The sequence below is a fragment of the Modestobacter sp. Leaf380 genome (assembly GCF_001424485.1).
Lineage (GTDB): Bacteria > Actinomycetota > Actinomycetes > Mycobacteriales > Geodermatophilaceae > Klenkia.
This window is the reverse complement of sequence record NZ_LMQC01000009.1, coordinates 1-15,355: the sequence shown is the minus strand read 5'-3', so window position 1 is coordinate 15,355 and position 15,355 is coordinate 1. Positions and strand designations below refer to the sequence as shown.

At 74.5% G+C, this 15,355-nt stretch carries 19 protein-coding genes; 13 read left to right on the top strand and 6 right to left on the bottom strand.

Annotated elements, in window-relative coordinates; translation table 11 throughout:
• Nucleotides 1–38: 38 nt before the first annotated feature.
• Entirely contained in the window at nt 39–494 is a 456-nt protein-coding gene (locus tag ASG41_RS07215) for an NUDIX domain-containing protein (RefSeq protein WP_162245539.1), read from the top strand.
• 70 nt (nt 495–564) lie between these two features.
• Nucleotides 565–1,797: a lipase family protein gene (locus ASG41_RS07210; RefSeq protein ID WP_056291938.1), complete on the top strand. Its 1,233-nt coding sequence runs from the start codon at nt 565–567 to the stop codon at nt 1,795–1,797.
• A gap of 3 nt (nt 1,798–1,800) precedes the next feature.
• Here the strand turns inward: ASG41_RS07210 and ASG41_RS07205 are convergent, their stop codons facing one another.
• Nucleotides 1,801–2,955: a DUF5925 domain-containing protein gene (locus ASG41_RS07205; protein WP_235564605.1), complete on the bottom strand. Its 1,155-nt coding sequence runs from the start codon at nt 2,953–2,955 to the stop codon at nt 1,801–1,803.
• A gap of 55 nt (nt 2,956–3,010) precedes the next feature.
• On the opposite strand from ASG41_RS07205, the gene ASG41_RS07200 reads away from it, so the two are divergent.
• A complete protein-coding gene (locus ASG41_RS07200) occupies nt 3,011–3,694 on the top strand; it encodes an NAD(P)H-binding protein (protein ID WP_056291935.1) in 684 nt (227 codons plus the stop codon).
• A gap of 4 nt (nt 3,695–3,698) precedes the next feature.
• On the top strand, nt 3,699–4,817 hold the full coding sequence (locus ASG41_RS07195; protein WP_056292058.1) for a serine hydrolase: 1,119 nt from the start codon (nt 3,699–3,701) through the stop codon (nt 4,815–4,817).
• On the opposite strand, the gene ASG41_RS07190 is transcribed toward ASG41_RS07195, so the two are convergent.
• Nucleotides 4,810–6,036 carry an RNA polymerase sigma factor gene (locus ASG41_RS07190; RefSeq protein ID WP_235564604.1) on the bottom strand — a complete coding sequence of 409 codons (1,227 nt, stop codon included), beginning with the start codon at nt 6,034–6,036 and terminating at the stop codon, nt 4,810–4,812. The two genes, ASG41_RS07195 and ASG41_RS07190, sit on opposite strands and share 8 nt — an antisense overlap.
• Complete coding sequence (locus tag ASG41_RS07185) at nt 6,030–6,389, bottom strand: YciI family protein (RefSeq protein WP_056291933.1); 360 nt, start codon at nt 6,387–6,389, stop codon at nt 6,030–6,032. The genes ASG41_RS07190 and ASG41_RS07185 overlap by 7 nt, the downstream gene beginning before the upstream one ends.
• 140 nt (nt 6,390–6,529) lie before the next feature.
• On the opposite strand from ASG41_RS07185, the gene ASG41_RS07180 reads away from it, so the two are divergent.
• The 4 genes from ASG41_RS07180 to ASG41_RS07170 all read left to right on the top strand — a co-directional run bounded on the left by ASG41_RS07180 (nt 6,530) and on the right by ASG41_RS07170 (nt 8,427).
• Nucleotides 6,530–6,814: a helix-turn-helix transcriptional regulator gene (locus ASG41_RS07180; protein WP_082556678.1), complete on the top strand. Its 285-nt coding sequence runs from the start codon at nt 6,530–6,532 to the stop codon at nt 6,812–6,814.
• Nucleotides 6,815–7,101: 287 nt separating this feature from the next.
• Entirely contained in the window at nt 7,102–7,236 is a 135-nt protein-coding gene (locus tag ASG41_RS25055; protein ID WP_255352970.1) for a hypothetical protein, read from the top strand.
• Between the two features lie 76 nt (nt 7,237–7,312).
• Nucleotides 7,313–7,747: a hypothetical protein gene (locus ASG41_RS07175; RefSeq protein ID WP_056291929.1), complete on the top strand. Its 435-nt coding sequence runs from the start codon at nt 7,313–7,315 to the stop codon at nt 7,745–7,747.
• Nucleotides 7,744–8,427, top strand: coding sequence for a maleylpyruvate isomerase family mycothiol-dependent enzyme (locus tag ASG41_RS07170; RefSeq protein WP_056291926.1), 684 nt, complete (start codon nt 7,744–7,746; stop codon nt 8,425–8,427). Before ASG41_RS07175 ends, ASG41_RS07170 begins: the two co-directional genes overlap by 4 nt.
• A 46-nt stretch (nt 8,428–8,473) precedes the next feature.
• Here the strand turns inward: ASG41_RS07170 and ASG41_RS07165 are convergent, their stop codons facing one another.
• Together ASG41_RS07165 and ASG41_RS07160 are read right to left on the bottom strand one after the other, a co-directional pair.
• Nucleotides 8,474–9,025 (bottom strand): hypothetical protein, encoded by a 552-nt coding sequence (locus ASG41_RS07165; RefSeq protein WP_056291923.1) that lies wholly within the window; start codon nt 9,023–9,025, stop codon nt 8,474–8,476.
• Nucleotides 9,022–9,369 carry a PadR family transcriptional regulator gene (locus tag ASG41_RS07160; protein WP_200938772.1) on the bottom strand — a complete coding sequence of 116 codons (348 nt, stop codon included), beginning with the start codon at nt 9,367–9,369 and terminating at the stop codon, nt 9,022–9,024. The genes ASG41_RS07165 and ASG41_RS07160 overlap by 4 nt, the downstream gene beginning before the upstream one ends.
• Nucleotides 9,370–9,497: 128 nt before the next feature.
• Between ASG41_RS07160 and ASG41_RS07155 the strand changes: the two genes are divergently transcribed.
• The 3 genes from ASG41_RS07155 (at nt 9,498) to ASG41_RS07145 (ending at nt 12,262) form a co-directional block, all read left to right on the top strand.
• Nucleotides 9,498–10,160: a hypothetical protein gene (locus ASG41_RS07155; protein WP_056291920.1), complete on the top strand. Its 663-nt coding sequence runs from the start codon at nt 9,498–9,500 to the stop codon at nt 10,158–10,160.
• A 267-nt stretch (nt 10,161–10,427) separates the two neighbouring features.
• Nucleotides 10,428–11,615 (top strand): hypothetical protein, encoded by a 1,188-nt coding sequence (locus ASG41_RS07150; protein WP_056291916.1) that lies wholly within the window; start codon nt 10,428–10,430, stop codon nt 11,613–11,615.
• Nucleotides 11,616–11,752: 137 nt separating this feature from the next.
• The gene (locus ASG41_RS07145) at nt 11,753–12,262 is read left to right on the top strand and encodes a hypothetical protein (protein ID WP_157519139.1); all 510 of its coding nucleotides are present in this window, start codon (nt 11,753–11,755) and stop codon (nt 12,260–12,262) included.
• Nucleotides 12,263–12,667: 405 nt separating this feature from the next.
• On the opposite strand, the gene ASG41_RS23480 is transcribed toward ASG41_RS07145, so the two are convergent.
• Nucleotides 12,668–12,847 carry a hypothetical protein gene (locus ASG41_RS23480; RefSeq protein ID WP_157519137.1) on the bottom strand — a complete coding sequence of 60 codons (180 nt, stop codon included), beginning with the start codon at nt 12,845–12,847 and terminating at the stop codon, nt 12,668–12,670.
• 177 nt (nt 12,848–13,024) lie between these two features.
• Between ASG41_RS23480 and ASG41_RS07140 the strand changes: the two genes are divergently transcribed.
• Nucleotides 13,025–13,579 (top strand): hypothetical protein, encoded by a 555-nt coding sequence (locus ASG41_RS07140; protein ID WP_157519135.1) that lies wholly within the window; start codon nt 13,025–13,027, stop codon nt 13,577–13,579.
• 125 nt (nt 13,580–13,704) lie between these two features.
• Nucleotides 13,705–14,733, top strand: a complete 1,029-nt coding sequence (locus ASG41_RS07135) for a hypothetical protein (RefSeq protein WP_056291902.1) — start codon at nt 13,705–13,707, stop codon at nt 14,731–14,733.
• Nucleotides 14,734–15,355: the final 622 nt, after the last annotated feature.

Below are 15,355 nucleotides of genomic sequence, written 5' to 3'. Positions count from 1 at the left end.
TGCCCGACCGGCCCGGACTCATCGGGCAGCATGGGCGCGTGCCGCCACGTCTGAGCTCCGGGGTCCTGCTGTACCGCCGCGCACCGGAGCTGCAGGTGCTGCTCGGGCACATGGGCGGCCCGTTCTGGGCCAGGAAGGACGAGCACGCCTGGTCGATCCCCAAGGGCGAGCACACCGCCGACGAGGACGCCGAGACCGCCGCCCGCCGCGAGTTCGCCGAGGAGACCGGCTCACCCGCACCGGCCGACCTGCTGCCGCTGGGTGTGGTGAAGGGGTCCAAGACGCTGACCGTCTTCGCCGCCGAGGGCGACCTGGACGCCGACGCCGTCCTCAGCAACACCTTCTCCCTGGAGTGGCCGCCGCGTTCGGGCCGGGTGCAGGAGTTCCCCGAGATCGACCGGGCCGCCTGGCTGGACCTGGACACCGCCCGCACCAAGCTCGTGAAGGGCCAGCTGGCCTTCCTGGACCGGCTGGTGGACGCCGTCGGGGGCTGACGCCGAGGTCGACCGCGTGCCATGGTGTGTGTGAACCCCGACAACAGACACCCACGACAACGAGGTCCCCGTGTCCCGTCGCCCGTCCGTCCTGCTCGCCGCCGTCGCCGCCGTGGTGCTGTCCACCGCCGGCCCCGCCGCGGCCGAGGGGCCCGCCAGCCCGGCCACCGTCGTGCCCGCGCCGCTCGCCGCCGCCGACCCGTTCTACGACCCGCCGGCCGCCACCGGGGCCCCCGGCACCGTGCTGCGCACCCGCCCGGCCGCCGTCCCGCTGGCCGGGGTGCTGCCGTTCCGGGCGACGACGGTGCTCTACACCTCGACGACCGTCGACGGCACGCCGCAGGTCGTCTCCGGCACCGTGTTCACCCCGACACTGGCCCCGTCGTCGACCGCGGGCACCCTGCTCACCCTGGCCCCGGGCACCCAGGGACTGGGTCCGCAGTGCGCGCCCAGCCGGCAGTTCGTCGCCGGCACCGAGTACGAGGCGGCGCCCGTCGCGGCCGCCCTCGCCCGGGGGTTCAGCGTCGCCGTCACCGACTACGACGGGTACCTGACCGGCGGCTCGCCGACGTACACGACCGGTCCGGCCATGGCGCACGCCGTCCTCGACCTGGCCCGCGCCGCGTCCGCCGTCCCCGGCGCCCGGACGACGGACAGCTCCCCGGTGCTGCTGCAGGGCTACTCCCAGGGCGGTGGTGGTGCCGCGTGGGCGGCGTCCCTGGCGGCCGAGTACGCTCCGGACCTCGCGCTGCGCGGGGTCGCCGTCGGCGGGGTGCCGGCCGACCTGCAGTCGGTCTCCGAGGGCCTGGACGGCGGCCCGAACGCCTACTTCGGGCTGCTGGGCATCGTCGGGCTCGACGCCGCGTACCCCGACGCCGTCCGGCTGGACGAGCGGCTCGACCCCCGGGGCCGGCAGGTGGTGGCCGGGCTGCGCAGCGAGTGCGTCGGCGGTCCGACCATGCTCGCCACCGCCGGCACCTCGCTGTCGGACTACACGACCGACGGCAGCGGGGTGGCCGAGCTGCTGCAGGAGCCGGCCATCGCCGCGGTGCTGGCCGAGAACCGGCTCGCCGACCGGCCGGCCCCGACCGTGCCGACCTACCAGTCGCACGCCGCCTTCGACCAGGTCGTCGCGCTCGGGCAGGCCCAGCAGCTGCACGACACCTGGTGCGCCGCCGGGGTGACCACCCGGCTGGACCTGCTGCCCGCCGAGCACGTCACCGGCGGGGTGCAGAGCGTCGTCCCGTTCGGGCTGTGGCTGTCCGCGGTGGCCGCCGGGCGCCCGGTGACCGCTGCCTGCTGAGGCTCATAGGTAGCCGCCCTGCTCCGGGGGCCCGGTGGAGCCGGAGCGGCGGTCCTCGCGCAGCGCGTACAGCTCGGCCAGGGTGGTCGGTCGGGTCGGGGTGGGCCCCGCACCGCCCAGCCAGGCGTCCGCCTCGGCGGGGGACAGCGGTGCGAAGTCGACCTGGCTCAGGCACCGGCCGGGCCGGGTGATCGCCGGGTGCAGGCTGCCCAGGTCCTCGTTGGTCGTCAGCAGCACCACGACCTTCAGGCCGTGGCCGAGGATGCCGTCGCACAGGTTGAGCAGCCGCCCCAGCGACGCCCCGGACCGCTGCTTCGCGTCGGCCCGCAGGTACTCGTCGCAGTCCTCGGCGACGACCAGTCGCCAGGGGGCCTGCCGGTCGTCGTCGTCGACGTCGTCCACCCCGGCCACCTGCAGCAGGTAGGCCGTCTCGGCGAAGAGCTTCTCCGGGTCGGTCACGTAGTGCGGCTCGCACCACGACGACCACTGCTGCGCCAGCGCGCGGACGGCGGTCGTCTTGCCGGTCCCGGGTGCCCCGTGCCAGAGCACGAGCCGGCCGGCCCGGTCGTCCACGTCCGGGGCGGTCATCAGCGGGGCCAACGCGGTGGCCGTCGGGGCCGCGTAGTTGCCGGCCACCGCGGGCCAGGAGGGCGCCAGCACCTGCCGGGTCGACATGTCGGCGTAGTCACCGCGGTAGGACCACAGCCGCATCCGCACCCACCCGTCGGGCTGGCGGGCCGCCTCCCGGGCGGACCCCAGCACCTGGCGCAGGCAGGCCTCGGTGGTGGCCACGTCCTCCCCGACGACGTCGACGTCGAGCACCTCCCGGTAGGACGAGAGGCGGACCAGCAGCCCGGGCAGCTCCACCACCAGGGCGTGCGACCCCGCGGACCGCTGGTCCAGCACGGTCAGTGCGCCCGAGGGCGCCAGCGCGGCCAGGTCCGGGACCGCGCCGGTGGTCGAGCCGCTGCGCTGGACGGTCAGCAGCCCGTCCGTCAGCGCCCGGGCCACCAGCGCCTCGCCCACGTCCGCCGGCCGGCTGACGACGACGTCCAGGGCACCGGGTCGTGTCCTCCGGCCCGTCTGGATGCCCGTCTGGATGCCCGCCTCGATGCCCGCCTCGATGCCCGTCGTCGTCCCGATCGCTTCCCCGTCCACCCGGTCAGTCTCGGGCAGGGGGCAACCGGGTTCTGCCGGGTCCAGACTGACCGGCATGGGCGACGGGCTGACGGTGCTGGTGTTCGGGGCGAGCGGGATGGTCGGGCAGGGCGTGCTGCGCGAGTGCCTGCGTGACGACCGGGTGGCCGCGGTCCGGGTCGTCGTCCGGACCGCGCTGGACGTCGCGCACCCGAAGCTGACGCAGGTCGTCGTCGGGGACCTGGCGACGCCGGGGGAGCACCTGGCCGGGGTCGACGCCACGTTCGACTCGGTCGGCGTCTCCTCCACCGGGATGCGCGAGGCCGAGTACCGGCGGCTGACCCACGACCTCACCGTGGGCGTCGCCCGGGCGGTCGCCGACGCCTCGCCGGGGTCGGCGTTCGTCTACGTCTCCGGCGCGGGCACCGACCGGCACGGCCGGCTGATGTGGGCCCGGGTCAAGGGCGAGACCGAGGACGCCGTCGCCGCGCTGCCGCTGCGTGCCTGGTCGTTCCGGCCCGGCCTCATCCAGCCGCTGCACGGCATCCGCACCAAGACCCGGCTCTACGGCGCGCTGTACGCGGTCCTGCGGCCGCTGTTCCCGGTGCTCACCCGGGTGGTCCCCGGCCAGGTCACCAGCACCGAGGCGGTCGGGCGGGCGTTCCTCGCCGCGGTCACCGGTGGCGGGGCCCCGGGCGTGGTGACGACGGAGGGCATCAACGACCTCGCCGGTGAGTCCGCGGGCCCGCGCCGGTCCTGACCCCGTGGACCTCACCGCACTGACCCGCCTGCTGGACCGGCACGTGGCGCAGGGCCGCTACCCGGGCGCGGTGGCCGCCGTCCGGCACGCTAGCCGGACCCACGTGCACGCCGTCGGCACGCACGAGGTCGGCGGCGGGCGCCCGATGGCCCCGCGGACGCCGTTCCGGATCGCCTCGCTGACCAAGCCGTTCGGCGGGGTGCTGGCCCTCGGCCTGGTCGCCGACGGCACCGTGGCGCTCCACGACGACGTCACCCGGTGGCTGCCCGAGCTCGCCGACCTGCACGTGCTGGTGGTCCCGGACGCCGACCTGGGCACCCGGGTGCCGGCCCGCGCCCCGGTGACGGTGGCCGACCTGCTGCAGATGACGGCCGGGTCGGGGCTGCGGATGGACGCCTCGCCGCTGGCGCACGCGATGTGGGAGCGGGGCGTCAGCCCGGGTCCGCTGCCACCGGCGCTCGAGCCGGGGGAGTGGCTGGCCCGGCTGGGTGCACTGCCGCTGACCGACCAGCCAGGCGAGGGCTGGCGCTACCACACGAGCAGCGACGTGCTGGGCGTGCTGCTGGCCCGGGCGACCGGCCGCGACCTGGGCGCACTGCTCGCCGAGCGCGTCACCGGACCGCTCGGGCTCACCGACACCGCCTTCTGGACGACGGATCCGCTGCCCACCGCGTACGCCCCCGGCGAGCACGGCCTCGACGTCCTCGACCGCCCGGACGGCGTCTTCACCCGACCGCCGGTGTTCCCCTCCCTGGGTGGCGGGCTGGTGTCCACCGCCGGTGACGTGCTGGGGCTGCTCACCGCGATCGCCGACGACCGGCTGCCCGGTGTCGCCGCCGCCGACGTGCTGGCCGACCGGCTCACCCCCGGTCAGCGGGCCGCAGCCCAGGCCTTCCTGGGTCCCGGCCGCACGTGGGCGGCCGGGAACCTGGAGCTGACCCTGGAGGTCACCGACCCGTGGACGACGCCGGGCCGGTTCGGCTGGACCGGTGGCACCGGCACCACCGGCTACGTGGACCCCTCGCTGGACCTGGCCGCGGTGCTGCTGACCCAGCGGCTGATGACCGGCCCGCACGACGGCCCGGAGGAGTTCTGGCTGGCGGTCCGCGAAGCGGTCAGCTGACCCCGGGCAGTCCCGCGCGGCGGCGGCGCAGGTCGGCCTGCTCGGCGGCGTTCGCCGTCCGCTCCAGCGCGGCGTCGTAGGCGGCGCAGGCCTCGTCGTCCCGGCCCAGCCGGCGCAGCAGGTCCGCCCGGACGGCGTGCAGCACCGGCGAGCGGTCCAGGTCCAGCCGGTCGACCAGGGCCAGCCCGACCGACGGGCCGTCCAGCTCGGCGATCGCAACCGCCCGGTTGAGCTCGACCACCGCCGACGGCGCCACCACCCGCAGCTGGTCGTACAGCGCCACCACCTGCGACCAGTCGGTGGCCGCCCAGGTGGGTGCGTCCGCGTGCACCGCCGCGATCGCCGCCTGCAGCTGGTACGGGCCCGGCCGGCCCCACCGCAGGCAGTCCCGCACCAGCGCCTGGCCCTCCTCGACCAGCGGCCGGGACCACGAACGGCGGTCCTGCCGGTCCAGCGGCACCGGCGCGCCGTCAGCCACCCGGGCGGGCCGGCGGGACGCGGTGAGCAGCAGCAGGGCGAGCAGGCCGGTGGCCTCGGGGTCGGCGGGGCGCAGCTCGAGCAGCAACCGGGCCAGCCGGACCGCCTCCTCCAGCAGGTCGTCCCGGCTGACCTCGGCACCCGCGGCGGGGGAGTGCGCCTCCGTGCCCACCGCGTGGACGACGGCCAGCACCGAGGCCCAGCGGCCCGGCAGGTCGGCCTCCGCCGGCACCCGCCAGGGGATGCGGGCCGTCCGGATCTTGTGCTTGGCGCGGGTGATGCGGGCCGCCACCGTCGCCTCGGGCACCAGCGCGGCCCGGGCGATCTCGGCGGTGGTCAGCCCGGCGACCAGCCGCAGGGTCAGCGCGACCCGCGCGGCCGGGGCCAGCGCCGGGTGGCAGCAGGTGAAGAGCAGCCGCAGCTGGTCGTCGCGCACCACGCCCTCCTCCACCGGTTCCGGCTCGTGCTGCAGGCGGGCGACCTCCGCCAGCTTCGCTGCGCCGACCGCCTCCCGGCGCAGCCGGTCGACCGCGCGGTTGCGCGCCGTCGTCACCACCCAGCCGCCCGGGTTCGGCGGCACCCCGCGCTGCGGCCAGGTGGCGACGGCGACCGTGAACGCCTCGGCGACCGCGTCCTCGGCCCGGTCCAGGTCGCCCAGCACCCGGGTCAGCCCGGCGACCGCCCGGCCGTGCTCGGCGCGGAACACCCGCTCCACCTCGGCCAGCGGGTCGGGCGTCACCACGCGAAGGGCCGGACCTCGATCGGCAGCCCGATGGCGGCCACCGTGCGGCCGGCCCAGTCCAGGGCGGCGTCCAGGTCGGCGACGTCGATGACGGTGAGGCCGCCCAGGTACTCCTTGCCCTCGGCGAACGGGCCGTCCACGGTCAGCAGCCCGCCGTCGTCGGCGGGGCGGAGCACGGTCGCCGTCGAGGGCGCCTCCAGCCCGCCGGAGAACACCCACACCCCGGCCTCCCGCATGTCCGACTGGAGTGCGGCGACCCGGGCCATGATCGGTTCGAGCTGCTCGGGGGTGGGCACCGGGTGCTCCCCGGTGCCGGAACCGGGGGTGACGACGCTGAGCAGGTACTGGGCCATGACTGTCTCCTGGGTGGGTCGGGGTGGGTGGGCCGGCGCGGTGCCGGTCCCACCCTCTCCACGAACGGCCCCGCCGTCGATCGACAGGTCCGCCCCGCGATCTCCCGGCGTCGTGCGCAACCGGGTGGTTGGCTACCCGCGTGGCGGATGCGTTGTCCCGGGTGCTGTCGGCGCTGGCCGACCCGATCCGGCGGGACCTGGTCGGGCGGCTGCGGCACGGGGACGCGACTGTCACGGAGCTGGCCGGGCACTACGACGTCACGCCGCAGGCGGTCTCCAAGCACCTGCGGGTGCTCGAGGACGCCGGGCTGGTCAGCCGCCGGGCCGAGGCGCAGCGGCGGCCGGTGCACCTGGAGGCTGACGTCCTGGAGCTGGTCGCCGTCTGGCTGGAGCATCACCGCGGCCGCGGGACGACCGCGGCCTGACCCGGGGGAGGACTGCGGACCCGGTCGCCTCCGGCACCCACCGGGCCGCCACGTCGGTGGTGGGGCTCACTGCCCACGAGCTCGCGCAGGCCCACCTGACCCGGACGACGGACATCGCCGCGACCATCGCCGCGGAGTCGCCCGGCTGGGCCGTTCGGCCAGGGTCTGCGTGCTCCCGGTGGGGCCGCAGACGATCCCGTGCGTGCGCTGAGAGTGGTTGACGTGTGCACCTCGTCCGCACCGGGCATACAGCTCTCTCCGACCCGACACGACCGAGGAGGCCTCCCGTGGGGATGCTCAGTGGACTGCTCAAGGGAGCCGCGGCGCAGAAGGTCATCGCCGCGGCCCGCAAGCCCGAGAACCAGGCCAAGGCCAAGCAGATGATCGCCGACGCCCGGGCCAAGAAGGGCCGCAAGGCCTGACCCACCCCGCTCCGCACGCACGGCCGCCGTCCCCCCGGGGACGGCGGCCGTCGTCGTCCTGCGGGAGGGTGGGGGCATGAGCATCACGCCACGAGAACTCGAGGACGAGGTCACCCTGGTCACCGCGGCCAACCGGATCGACTTCCTGTCGCGCCGGGACGCCGGTGTCGTCGAGGCCACCACCCCGGCCGACGCCGACGACTTCCTGGCCGACCTGCGCAACACCGGCACCACGCTGGACCGGCACGAGGCGCTGGAGCTGCTGGCCCTGGGCGAGGTCGTCTTCCGCAAGGCCCACGACAGCCGGCACCTGGGCATGCACGCCGCGCTGCGCGAGGGGGCCGGCTGGGCCGACGTCGCCACTGCCCTGGACGGCGACGCCGGGCAGGCCTGGGACGCCCACCAGCAGTGGATCGCCGACCAGGTCGCGCTGCACCGCAGCACGGGCACCGACGGTCTGGACGACGGCGCCGCCGAGACCGCCCGCCGGCTCGCCGGCCCCCGGCCGTGACCCTCCCGGACACCCTGGACAGCTGGGCCGAGGGCGAGCAGCTGCTGGCCACCGCGCTGGGCCGGCTGACCGACCCGGAGTTCGCCGACCCCTCGCTGCTGCCGGGCTGGTCGCGGCACCAGCTGCTGGCCCACGTCGCCCGCAACGCCGACGCCCTGGTCAACCTGCTGACCTGGGCGCGCACCGGTGACCGGACGCCGATGTACGCCTCGCCCGAGGACCGGGCCGCGGGCATCGAGTCGGCGACGGCGCTGTCCCCGGCCGCGCTGCGGGCGGAGGTGCTGGGTTCGGTGGTCCGGTTCGTGACCGCCGTCCAGGAGCTGCCCGCCGACGCCTGGGAGCACGAGGTGGCCACCTTCTCCGGGCGCACCGTGCCGGCCTCCGAGGTGGTCTGGATGCGCTGCCGCGAGGTGTACGTGCACGCCGTCGACCTGGCTGCCGGGGTGGGCTTCGAGGACCTGCCCGACGACGTCCTCGCGGCGCTGCTGGACGACGTCCTGGCCATGTGGGCGCACCGCGGCGAGCAGCCCGACCTCACGCTGCGGGCCGGCGAGGCGAGCTGGGGGAGCGGCTCGACCGTCGTCACCGGGTCGCTGCCGGCTTTGGTGGCCTGGGTGACCGGGCGCTCGGACGGCGCCGGGCTCACCGGTGGGCTGCCGAGGGTCCCCGCCTGGCTCTGAGCGCGGACCTGCTCCTCGGCGGCGCCGTCCGACGCTCACCGCAGGGTCAGCCGATGGAACTCACCGAGGTGGGGGTAGGGACCTCGCCGTCGGCGGGTCCGTCGCTGGCGGCGGTGAGGAACAGCAGCACCACGAGGGACAGGATCAGGGAGACGGCGGTCAGGGCGGCTGCTGCGATGTGCACCCCGCGGTGTCCCACGGCGCGGCGGGCGGCGATCACGGTGATGGCCAGGGCGACCAGCTGGAACACCGGCCCGACCAGGGGCACGGCCAGCGCCATCACCGACAGCACGGCCAGCAGCACGCAGGCCACGGCCCACAGCAGGCTCCCCGGCGCTGGGGCCGGCGGCCCGGGTGGCCAGGTGGCCGGCATCCCGTCGGCCCAGGAGGCGACCACGTCCTCGGCCGGACCCAGGTGGGTGAGCACCTGGTCCACGTCGGAGTCGGTGGCGGGGTGGTCGAGCTGGGCGAGGGAGTCCTCGATGTGCTCGCGCACCGAGGACACGATGTCCTCCCGGTCGGCCGGGTCGGCCCCGGACAGGAGAACGCGCAGGTGGTCGAGGTAGGACTCGACCGCTCGTGGTGCCGTTCTGGTCACAGGGGCTCTCCCATCAGAATCGAGTTCACGCTGCTCGTGAACTCCTGCCAGGTGTCGGTGAAGGTCTCCAGCTGGGACCGGCCCAGGTCGGTGAGGTCGTAGTACCTGCGTGCTGCCCCACCGCTGGCCTCGCGCAGCTCGGTGGTCACCAAGCCGCCCTTGCGCAGGCGGGACAGCAGTGGGTACAGCGTCCCTTCGCTCTCGATGAGTACTGCACCGGCGCCCAGGCCGCGGGCGATGTCCAGGCCGTAGGAGGGGCCGTTGCGCAGGTAGGCCAGCACGCAGTACTCCAGCGCCCCGCGCCGGAGGTTGGCGAGCAGCAGTGCCCGGTCGTTGCTTCCCACGCCTGCACAGTACCTTGCGACGCAAGAGTCTTGTGAGACCAGAATCCTTGTGTCACCTTCATGCCGCTCGGCCGAGCTTCCGGATACACCCCACTCCTAATCCGAAGAGGTAGTCCATGAAGCGACGCATGTGGTCCACAGTCGGCCTGTCCACGCTGGTCGCCGCCACGATCATCAGCAGCGCCCCCGCTGCGATGGCCGAGGAGGTGACCCCGGTCGACGACCTCGTCGCCCAGGCCGTCGAGGTGTCCTCGCTCCCGGTGGACGAGGCCGGCTTGGCCGCGGTCTTCGCCACGATGAGCGAGGCCCAGGCCCAGCAGCTCATCGACACCCAGCTCGTCGCCGACTCGGCGACCAGTGTCGTGATCACTCCTGCCGACGCCACAGCCCGGGCTACCGCCCGGACTTCCGGGGTGCCCACGCTCAACGCCACATCCGCAGCCAGAGCCAGTGGCTGCTGGACGTCCAAGATCAACCGCTCGGCCAAGGCCGCCGCCGGTAACACCCTCTACACCTACTTCACGACCGGCGGCTGGTGCTCCAACGGCAGCAGCGTCACCAGCGCCCGCCTCGTCGAGCGCGGCGGGGAGACCAGCACCCCCGGATGGCGGTACGCCGGGGTCCGCACCGGTGGGTCTGGTGTCTTCGGTGGCCAGGGTCGCGTCTACACCCAGTTCCAGTTCATCCTGGGTGCGGCCGGCATCGACGTGCAGAGCCCGACCCCGTGTGCACGGATGCGGGGCAACGCCAACGGCTCGGCCACCGGCGACGGCGTCTGCTCGGTCAGCTGATCCCAGCCGACATCAACGTCACCCCGCGGTGACAGGTCTGCCCCCGTCGAACATCGACGGGGGCAGACCCTTGTCCGTGTGAGCCCGGAGCGGGCAGAGCTGCTGCCGTGCCGCCCACCACCGGCTCGCCGACGCCATCCAGGCCCCAGCGGCCAGGCCGACAACGAGGGCTGAGAAGGCCCCGCCCGTCGGCACCGGCAAGCAAGCGTCACCATGTTGCGTACGTAACCGGTTGCGTGCGTAACACGGTGACGCTGCGATACGGGCATGAGCGCACCGGGGCAGTCGACGTACACCACCGGCCCGGCCGGCCCGGTGCTGTGCCGGTTCCACGAGCTGGGGGAGTGCGACAACCCGGTCGCCCCGCCGCCCCCGAGCGGGGGCCGGCCCAGCACGTTCTGCACCCGCGGGGAGCACAACCGCACCGCGTTCTACGCCGCCGCGCGCAGCCGGGACCGGGAGCTGGCCCGGGCCGCGGTGGCCGGGCTGCCGGCGGCCGCGGCCACCGAGCGCCCGGTGTCGATCGCGAATGCCACCCTGGGCGCCTCGGTGGACCGCCTGCAGCAGCTGCTCACCGCCGTCACCGACCAGCTCGACGTCGCCCGCGCCGCACTGGCCGAGGCCACCGACGCCGAGAGCGTGGAGGCCGAGCGCGCCTCGGTGCAGGCCGACGCCCGGCGCGACGTCGCCGAGGCCGAGGTGCGCGCCTCCACCGCCGAGCGCCAGCGACACGCCGCCGACGTCACCGCCGCTGAAGCCCTGGCCGACGCCGAACGCGCCGAGGAGATCGCCCGCACCGCCCGGGCCGAACGGGACGAGGCCCTGGCCCTGGTCGAGACCGCCCGCGCCCAGACCGAGCGCGCCCAGGCCGACCTGGCCGACGCGCTAGCCCGCACCGCGGCCGCCGAGGTGGCCCGCGGCTCGGCCGAGACCGCCCGCGCCGAAGCAGTCGCCGCCCGCGACGTCGCCGACACCGCCCGCGCGGTCGCCGACGCTGCCGCAGCCGCGGCCCGGGAGCAGGCAGACCGCGCCGAAGCAGTACGGGCCGAGGAGCACGCCGCCCGGCTGGCCGCCGACACCGCCCGCGACCAGGCCCTCGCCGCCGAGCGGGAAGCCCGCCAGCTGGTCGACCAGGTGCAGACCGCCAGCCGGCTCGCGATCGCCGAGGCCGAGCAGACCGCCGCCGCCCGGCGGGCCGCCACCCAGGCCGAGGGCCGCGCCGAGCTCGCCGAGGCCCGCGCCACCGCCCAGGCCGACCTGGTCACCGCCGCCAACCGGCGGGCCGAGCGCGCAGAGTCCACCGTCGACCGCGCCGAGGAGAGCGCTCAGCGGGCCCGCGACGAGCGCGCCGACCTCGCCGTCGAGCTGGCCACCGTCCGCCGCGCCTTGGAAGGAGCCACCACCCGCGCCACCCGCGCCACCCGCGCCGAGAACCCCCAGGGTGACCGGGCATGAAGCGGCTACCGCGGCCCCGACCGCTCGTTCAGCTCCTCGGGGCCGTCGTAGCGGGCGTCATCGCCCTGGTGGTCGGCTGGGTCGTGCTGGTCCAGGCACCTCCCTCGGCTGGCCCGTTCAGCCTCACGGTCCGAGTGGTGATCTTCGCCGTCGTGGCTGTCGGGGTCTTCCGACTCCTCGCCGCCCGGTACTCGCCCCTGAGTACGGAGCAGCTCGAACAGCTCAATGCAGCAACGCTGTGCCACTACACCACCGCCGTAGCAGCGGCCCAGATCATGAACGTCGACCAGATCCCCGCCGCCGGAATCGCCGGAGATGCCGATCTCGCCAGCCGCCAGATAGGCCGGCTGACCATCATCACCACCCTCACCGCAGGCCGCGGTGCCGTCTACGCCTGGACCGGGCCTCTGACCCACCCCTGCCTGTGCGTCGGCAACGCCGACACCGTCATCACGTTCCGTGGAGCTGACCTCCCGAACCCCACCGACGTTCGATGGCGCCCCGAGGGCGCAGTACGCATCCCCGGCGGCTACAGCGGGCCGGCCACGGCCACGCCCATCAAGCGAGTCCGCTCCGCCGGCCAACGCCCCCAACTGCGGCGGCCGAGGCGGCCCAACGGCGGGCCACCACTCGACGCGTCCATGTAGAGACCACGGATCGCGCCCCTCCCCTCCCGTGCCGGTGGGCGGCGCGTAGGGCGGCCGATCTCGCCGTCCAGGGCCGCCGACGATCTCGGGCCAGGCGCTCCTGGGGTCGCTTCCATCCCGGCCCAGATCCCCGACTCTTCCCTGGACCGCGAGCCTCCCCGGCCACCCCGGCAGCGCACCCGCGGGCAGGGGCACATCATCCTGCCCCGCTTCAGCCACCCACCTCAGACGCGACCGTCAGAGCCCCATGGCCCCACGGCCCCACGTTCGACGCCCGCCCACGCCGGCGCCAGCCCCACCGGGCCATCCCCGCCGTGGCCGACGTCAACGCCGTCGATCCGCTCGTACCAGAACTCGTCACGGTCCCGAGGCTCGACCCCGGGTCGCCGGCACCGTGCCCGGAAGTCAGGACCAGGGAACCCGGGTGCGGGTCTCCCGCAGGCACCACACCCGCGCCCGCCAGATCGCGTCATCGACGTCGCGCTCCCAGGCGCAGAGCAACCCGGGCTGGACGTCATCGCCGGCGGAGAACGGTGGAGTGGTCACCCACATCGCGTGCGGCGGGTCACCGGCACGGTTGTCCACCGCGACGACGGTAGAAGCGCCCCCGTTGGGGACGCTCACAGCCGTGGCCTCTGGGGTGCGGCACGCGGTAACGATCCCAGTGGACGTCACACTGCGTGCCGAGGTTACTGCTTTCAGTCAGCCCTAGGCTGTCCGGTCGGGCCGACCACGAGGTGGCCCGGGAGTCGGGGGGCCAGCGTGGATGCAAGCGTCGTCGTCGGAATCGTGGTCGGTGTCGTCGGGCTGGGGATGTCGGGGCTGACCTACCGCCTGGGTCAGCGCTCCCAGGGCATCCTGGAGGCCCAGCACCACGAGCAGCGACGGCCGCGGATCACCGCCCGCGGCTACCGGCTCAACGGGCCCGCCGGGCCGCCGCACGTCGTCCTGGTCCACGAGCATGGCCCTCTGCTCGCCGAGCTCACCCTCTCCGTGCTGCCGCCCCTGGCCGGCACCCGGGCCGCCGGGCAGCTCATGGAGACCGGGCGCGGCACCCCGCTGGACACCATCGTGCTCCCCGGGCCGATGCGGGTGGGGGACCAGCGGCAGGTGCGGGTCACCCTGGCCCAGAGCGACCGCGGACCGGACCTGCGCCTGCGGATCACCGCCCGCGCCGACCGGCCCCGCCCGTGGTGGCACCCGGGCCGCCCGGCCCGCGAGGAGTGGGACACCGACGTCGTCACCGTCACCTACGACCTGCCCGGCGCGGTGCACTCCCCGGTCGGGGTGAGACTGCCCCCGCGGCGGCTCGGCTGACCTCAGCCCTCGATCAGGTACAGCGCCCTACGACCGCTCCGGAGCTCCGCCATAGCTGGTGCCGCTGGCGACCTTGCCCAGGCCACACCCGACTGCCACCCTCGGTGCAACTCGGGGGTGCAGGTATGCGTTTCGGTTTCAGCGTCGGAATCTCAGCCATCGCAACGGCCACGGCCATCGTGATCAACGTGGCCACCGACTTCAAGCACGACTGGCGTGCGTGGGCAGCAGTGGTTCTGCTGACCCTGGTCGGTGGTGCCGTGAGCTACTGGGCTCGCCCCCGACCTGAGACTCCCCCCGTCCCGGATACCGTGCCTGCTGACATTGCGCGGGCCGTGACGGTGTGGAATATCAGTCACGTCGGACGGAACGTCCACGTCGGCAACCGTATCGGTTTGCAGGGAGGGCCCATGGTCGCGCTTGTCGCGATCATCCTCGTCGCCGTCCTGGTGCTCTACTTCTTCGCCGGGCGCGACATCGGGCAGGTCCCCGCCGCCGCTGCTGCTGACGCACCGCCGGGCCCACGCATCGATGCTCAGGTCGCCGATGGGAACTGCGGGAATTACGGCTGGCTGGCGCCTGGGACGTTGGACGACCTCGTCGCCGCGCCCCCGAAGGGGCAGGACGAAGGCTGGCTCGACTGGGGACCCACCACCCGCGGTGCTGCTTACAGCCAGATGTTGCTCACACTCACCATCGATGCCGCCTCGGATGCCCAACTCGTCATCGACGACATCTCGGTCCGCGTCGTCGACCGAAGTGCCCCTCTCGAGGGCGTAGCGGTCGCCGGCGCCTGCGGTTCGCCCAGTGCGTACCGGTTCAGCACCGTGGACCTGGCGGCGGAGAACCCGATATTGACTCCCGCCGGCCAGGACGACTTCGATCCCCCACCTGGGGCGCCGGCCTGGGCGCTCACGCCCCTGACCTTCCCCTACGAGGTCTCTTCAACGGATGCGGAGGAGTTTGCCGTGCACGCGGACCTCGACGACGGGACGGTCACGTTCGAACTCGACGTGCGGTGGAGCAGCCAGGGTGAATCGGGAACCGAGACGGTCCTTGGCCCCGGAGGTGAACCGTTCCGGGTGACCTCAGGTGGTGCCTCGAACACGTGCGACTACAGCGGTGGGCCAGTGGACGTCAGCCTCTGCTCCTGACGCTGTCAGCGCGGCGTAGTGGGCAAGGCCTCGTCTCTGAACTCCTCGGCGTTCTGGCGGGGCGGCCAGCCAGCGAGGAGTGGGACACCGACGTCGTCACCGTCACCTACGACCTGCCCGCGACGGTGCACTCCCCGGTCGGGGTGAGACTGCCCCCGCGGCGGCTCGGCTGACGTCGACCTGCTGGGAGGCGCGGTCGACCGGCGGTCGGTGCTCAAAGCCGGGGCTGACCAGAGCAGAGATGCGGACGGCGTAGACCCGGAACACACTCAAGCCCGTGACCCAGTCCCGGTCCGACCGTCCGGGCAACCGGCACACACCCGAATCGAATCGGGAACGGCTCGATCACGATTGCTTCGTTCGGCCCTGCACGGGGGCTGGGGTCGGCCCGTGATCGGGCCTGGCGACGACGTCGAGGCAGCGATCATGCGGGCGCTCGGCACCCGGCGGACAGTGCGGTGACGGCGTCGGGTCTCCCCGACCGGCTCGCGGCGGCGTGCGCCCAGGTGCTCCCGGTCGATGGGGCCTGTCTCAGCGTCACCTTCGCCGTGGACCGTCGACTGCCGATCGGGGCCGCTGACGGGGTCAGTGCGCTGGCCGAGCGGCTGGAGTTCGCCATGGG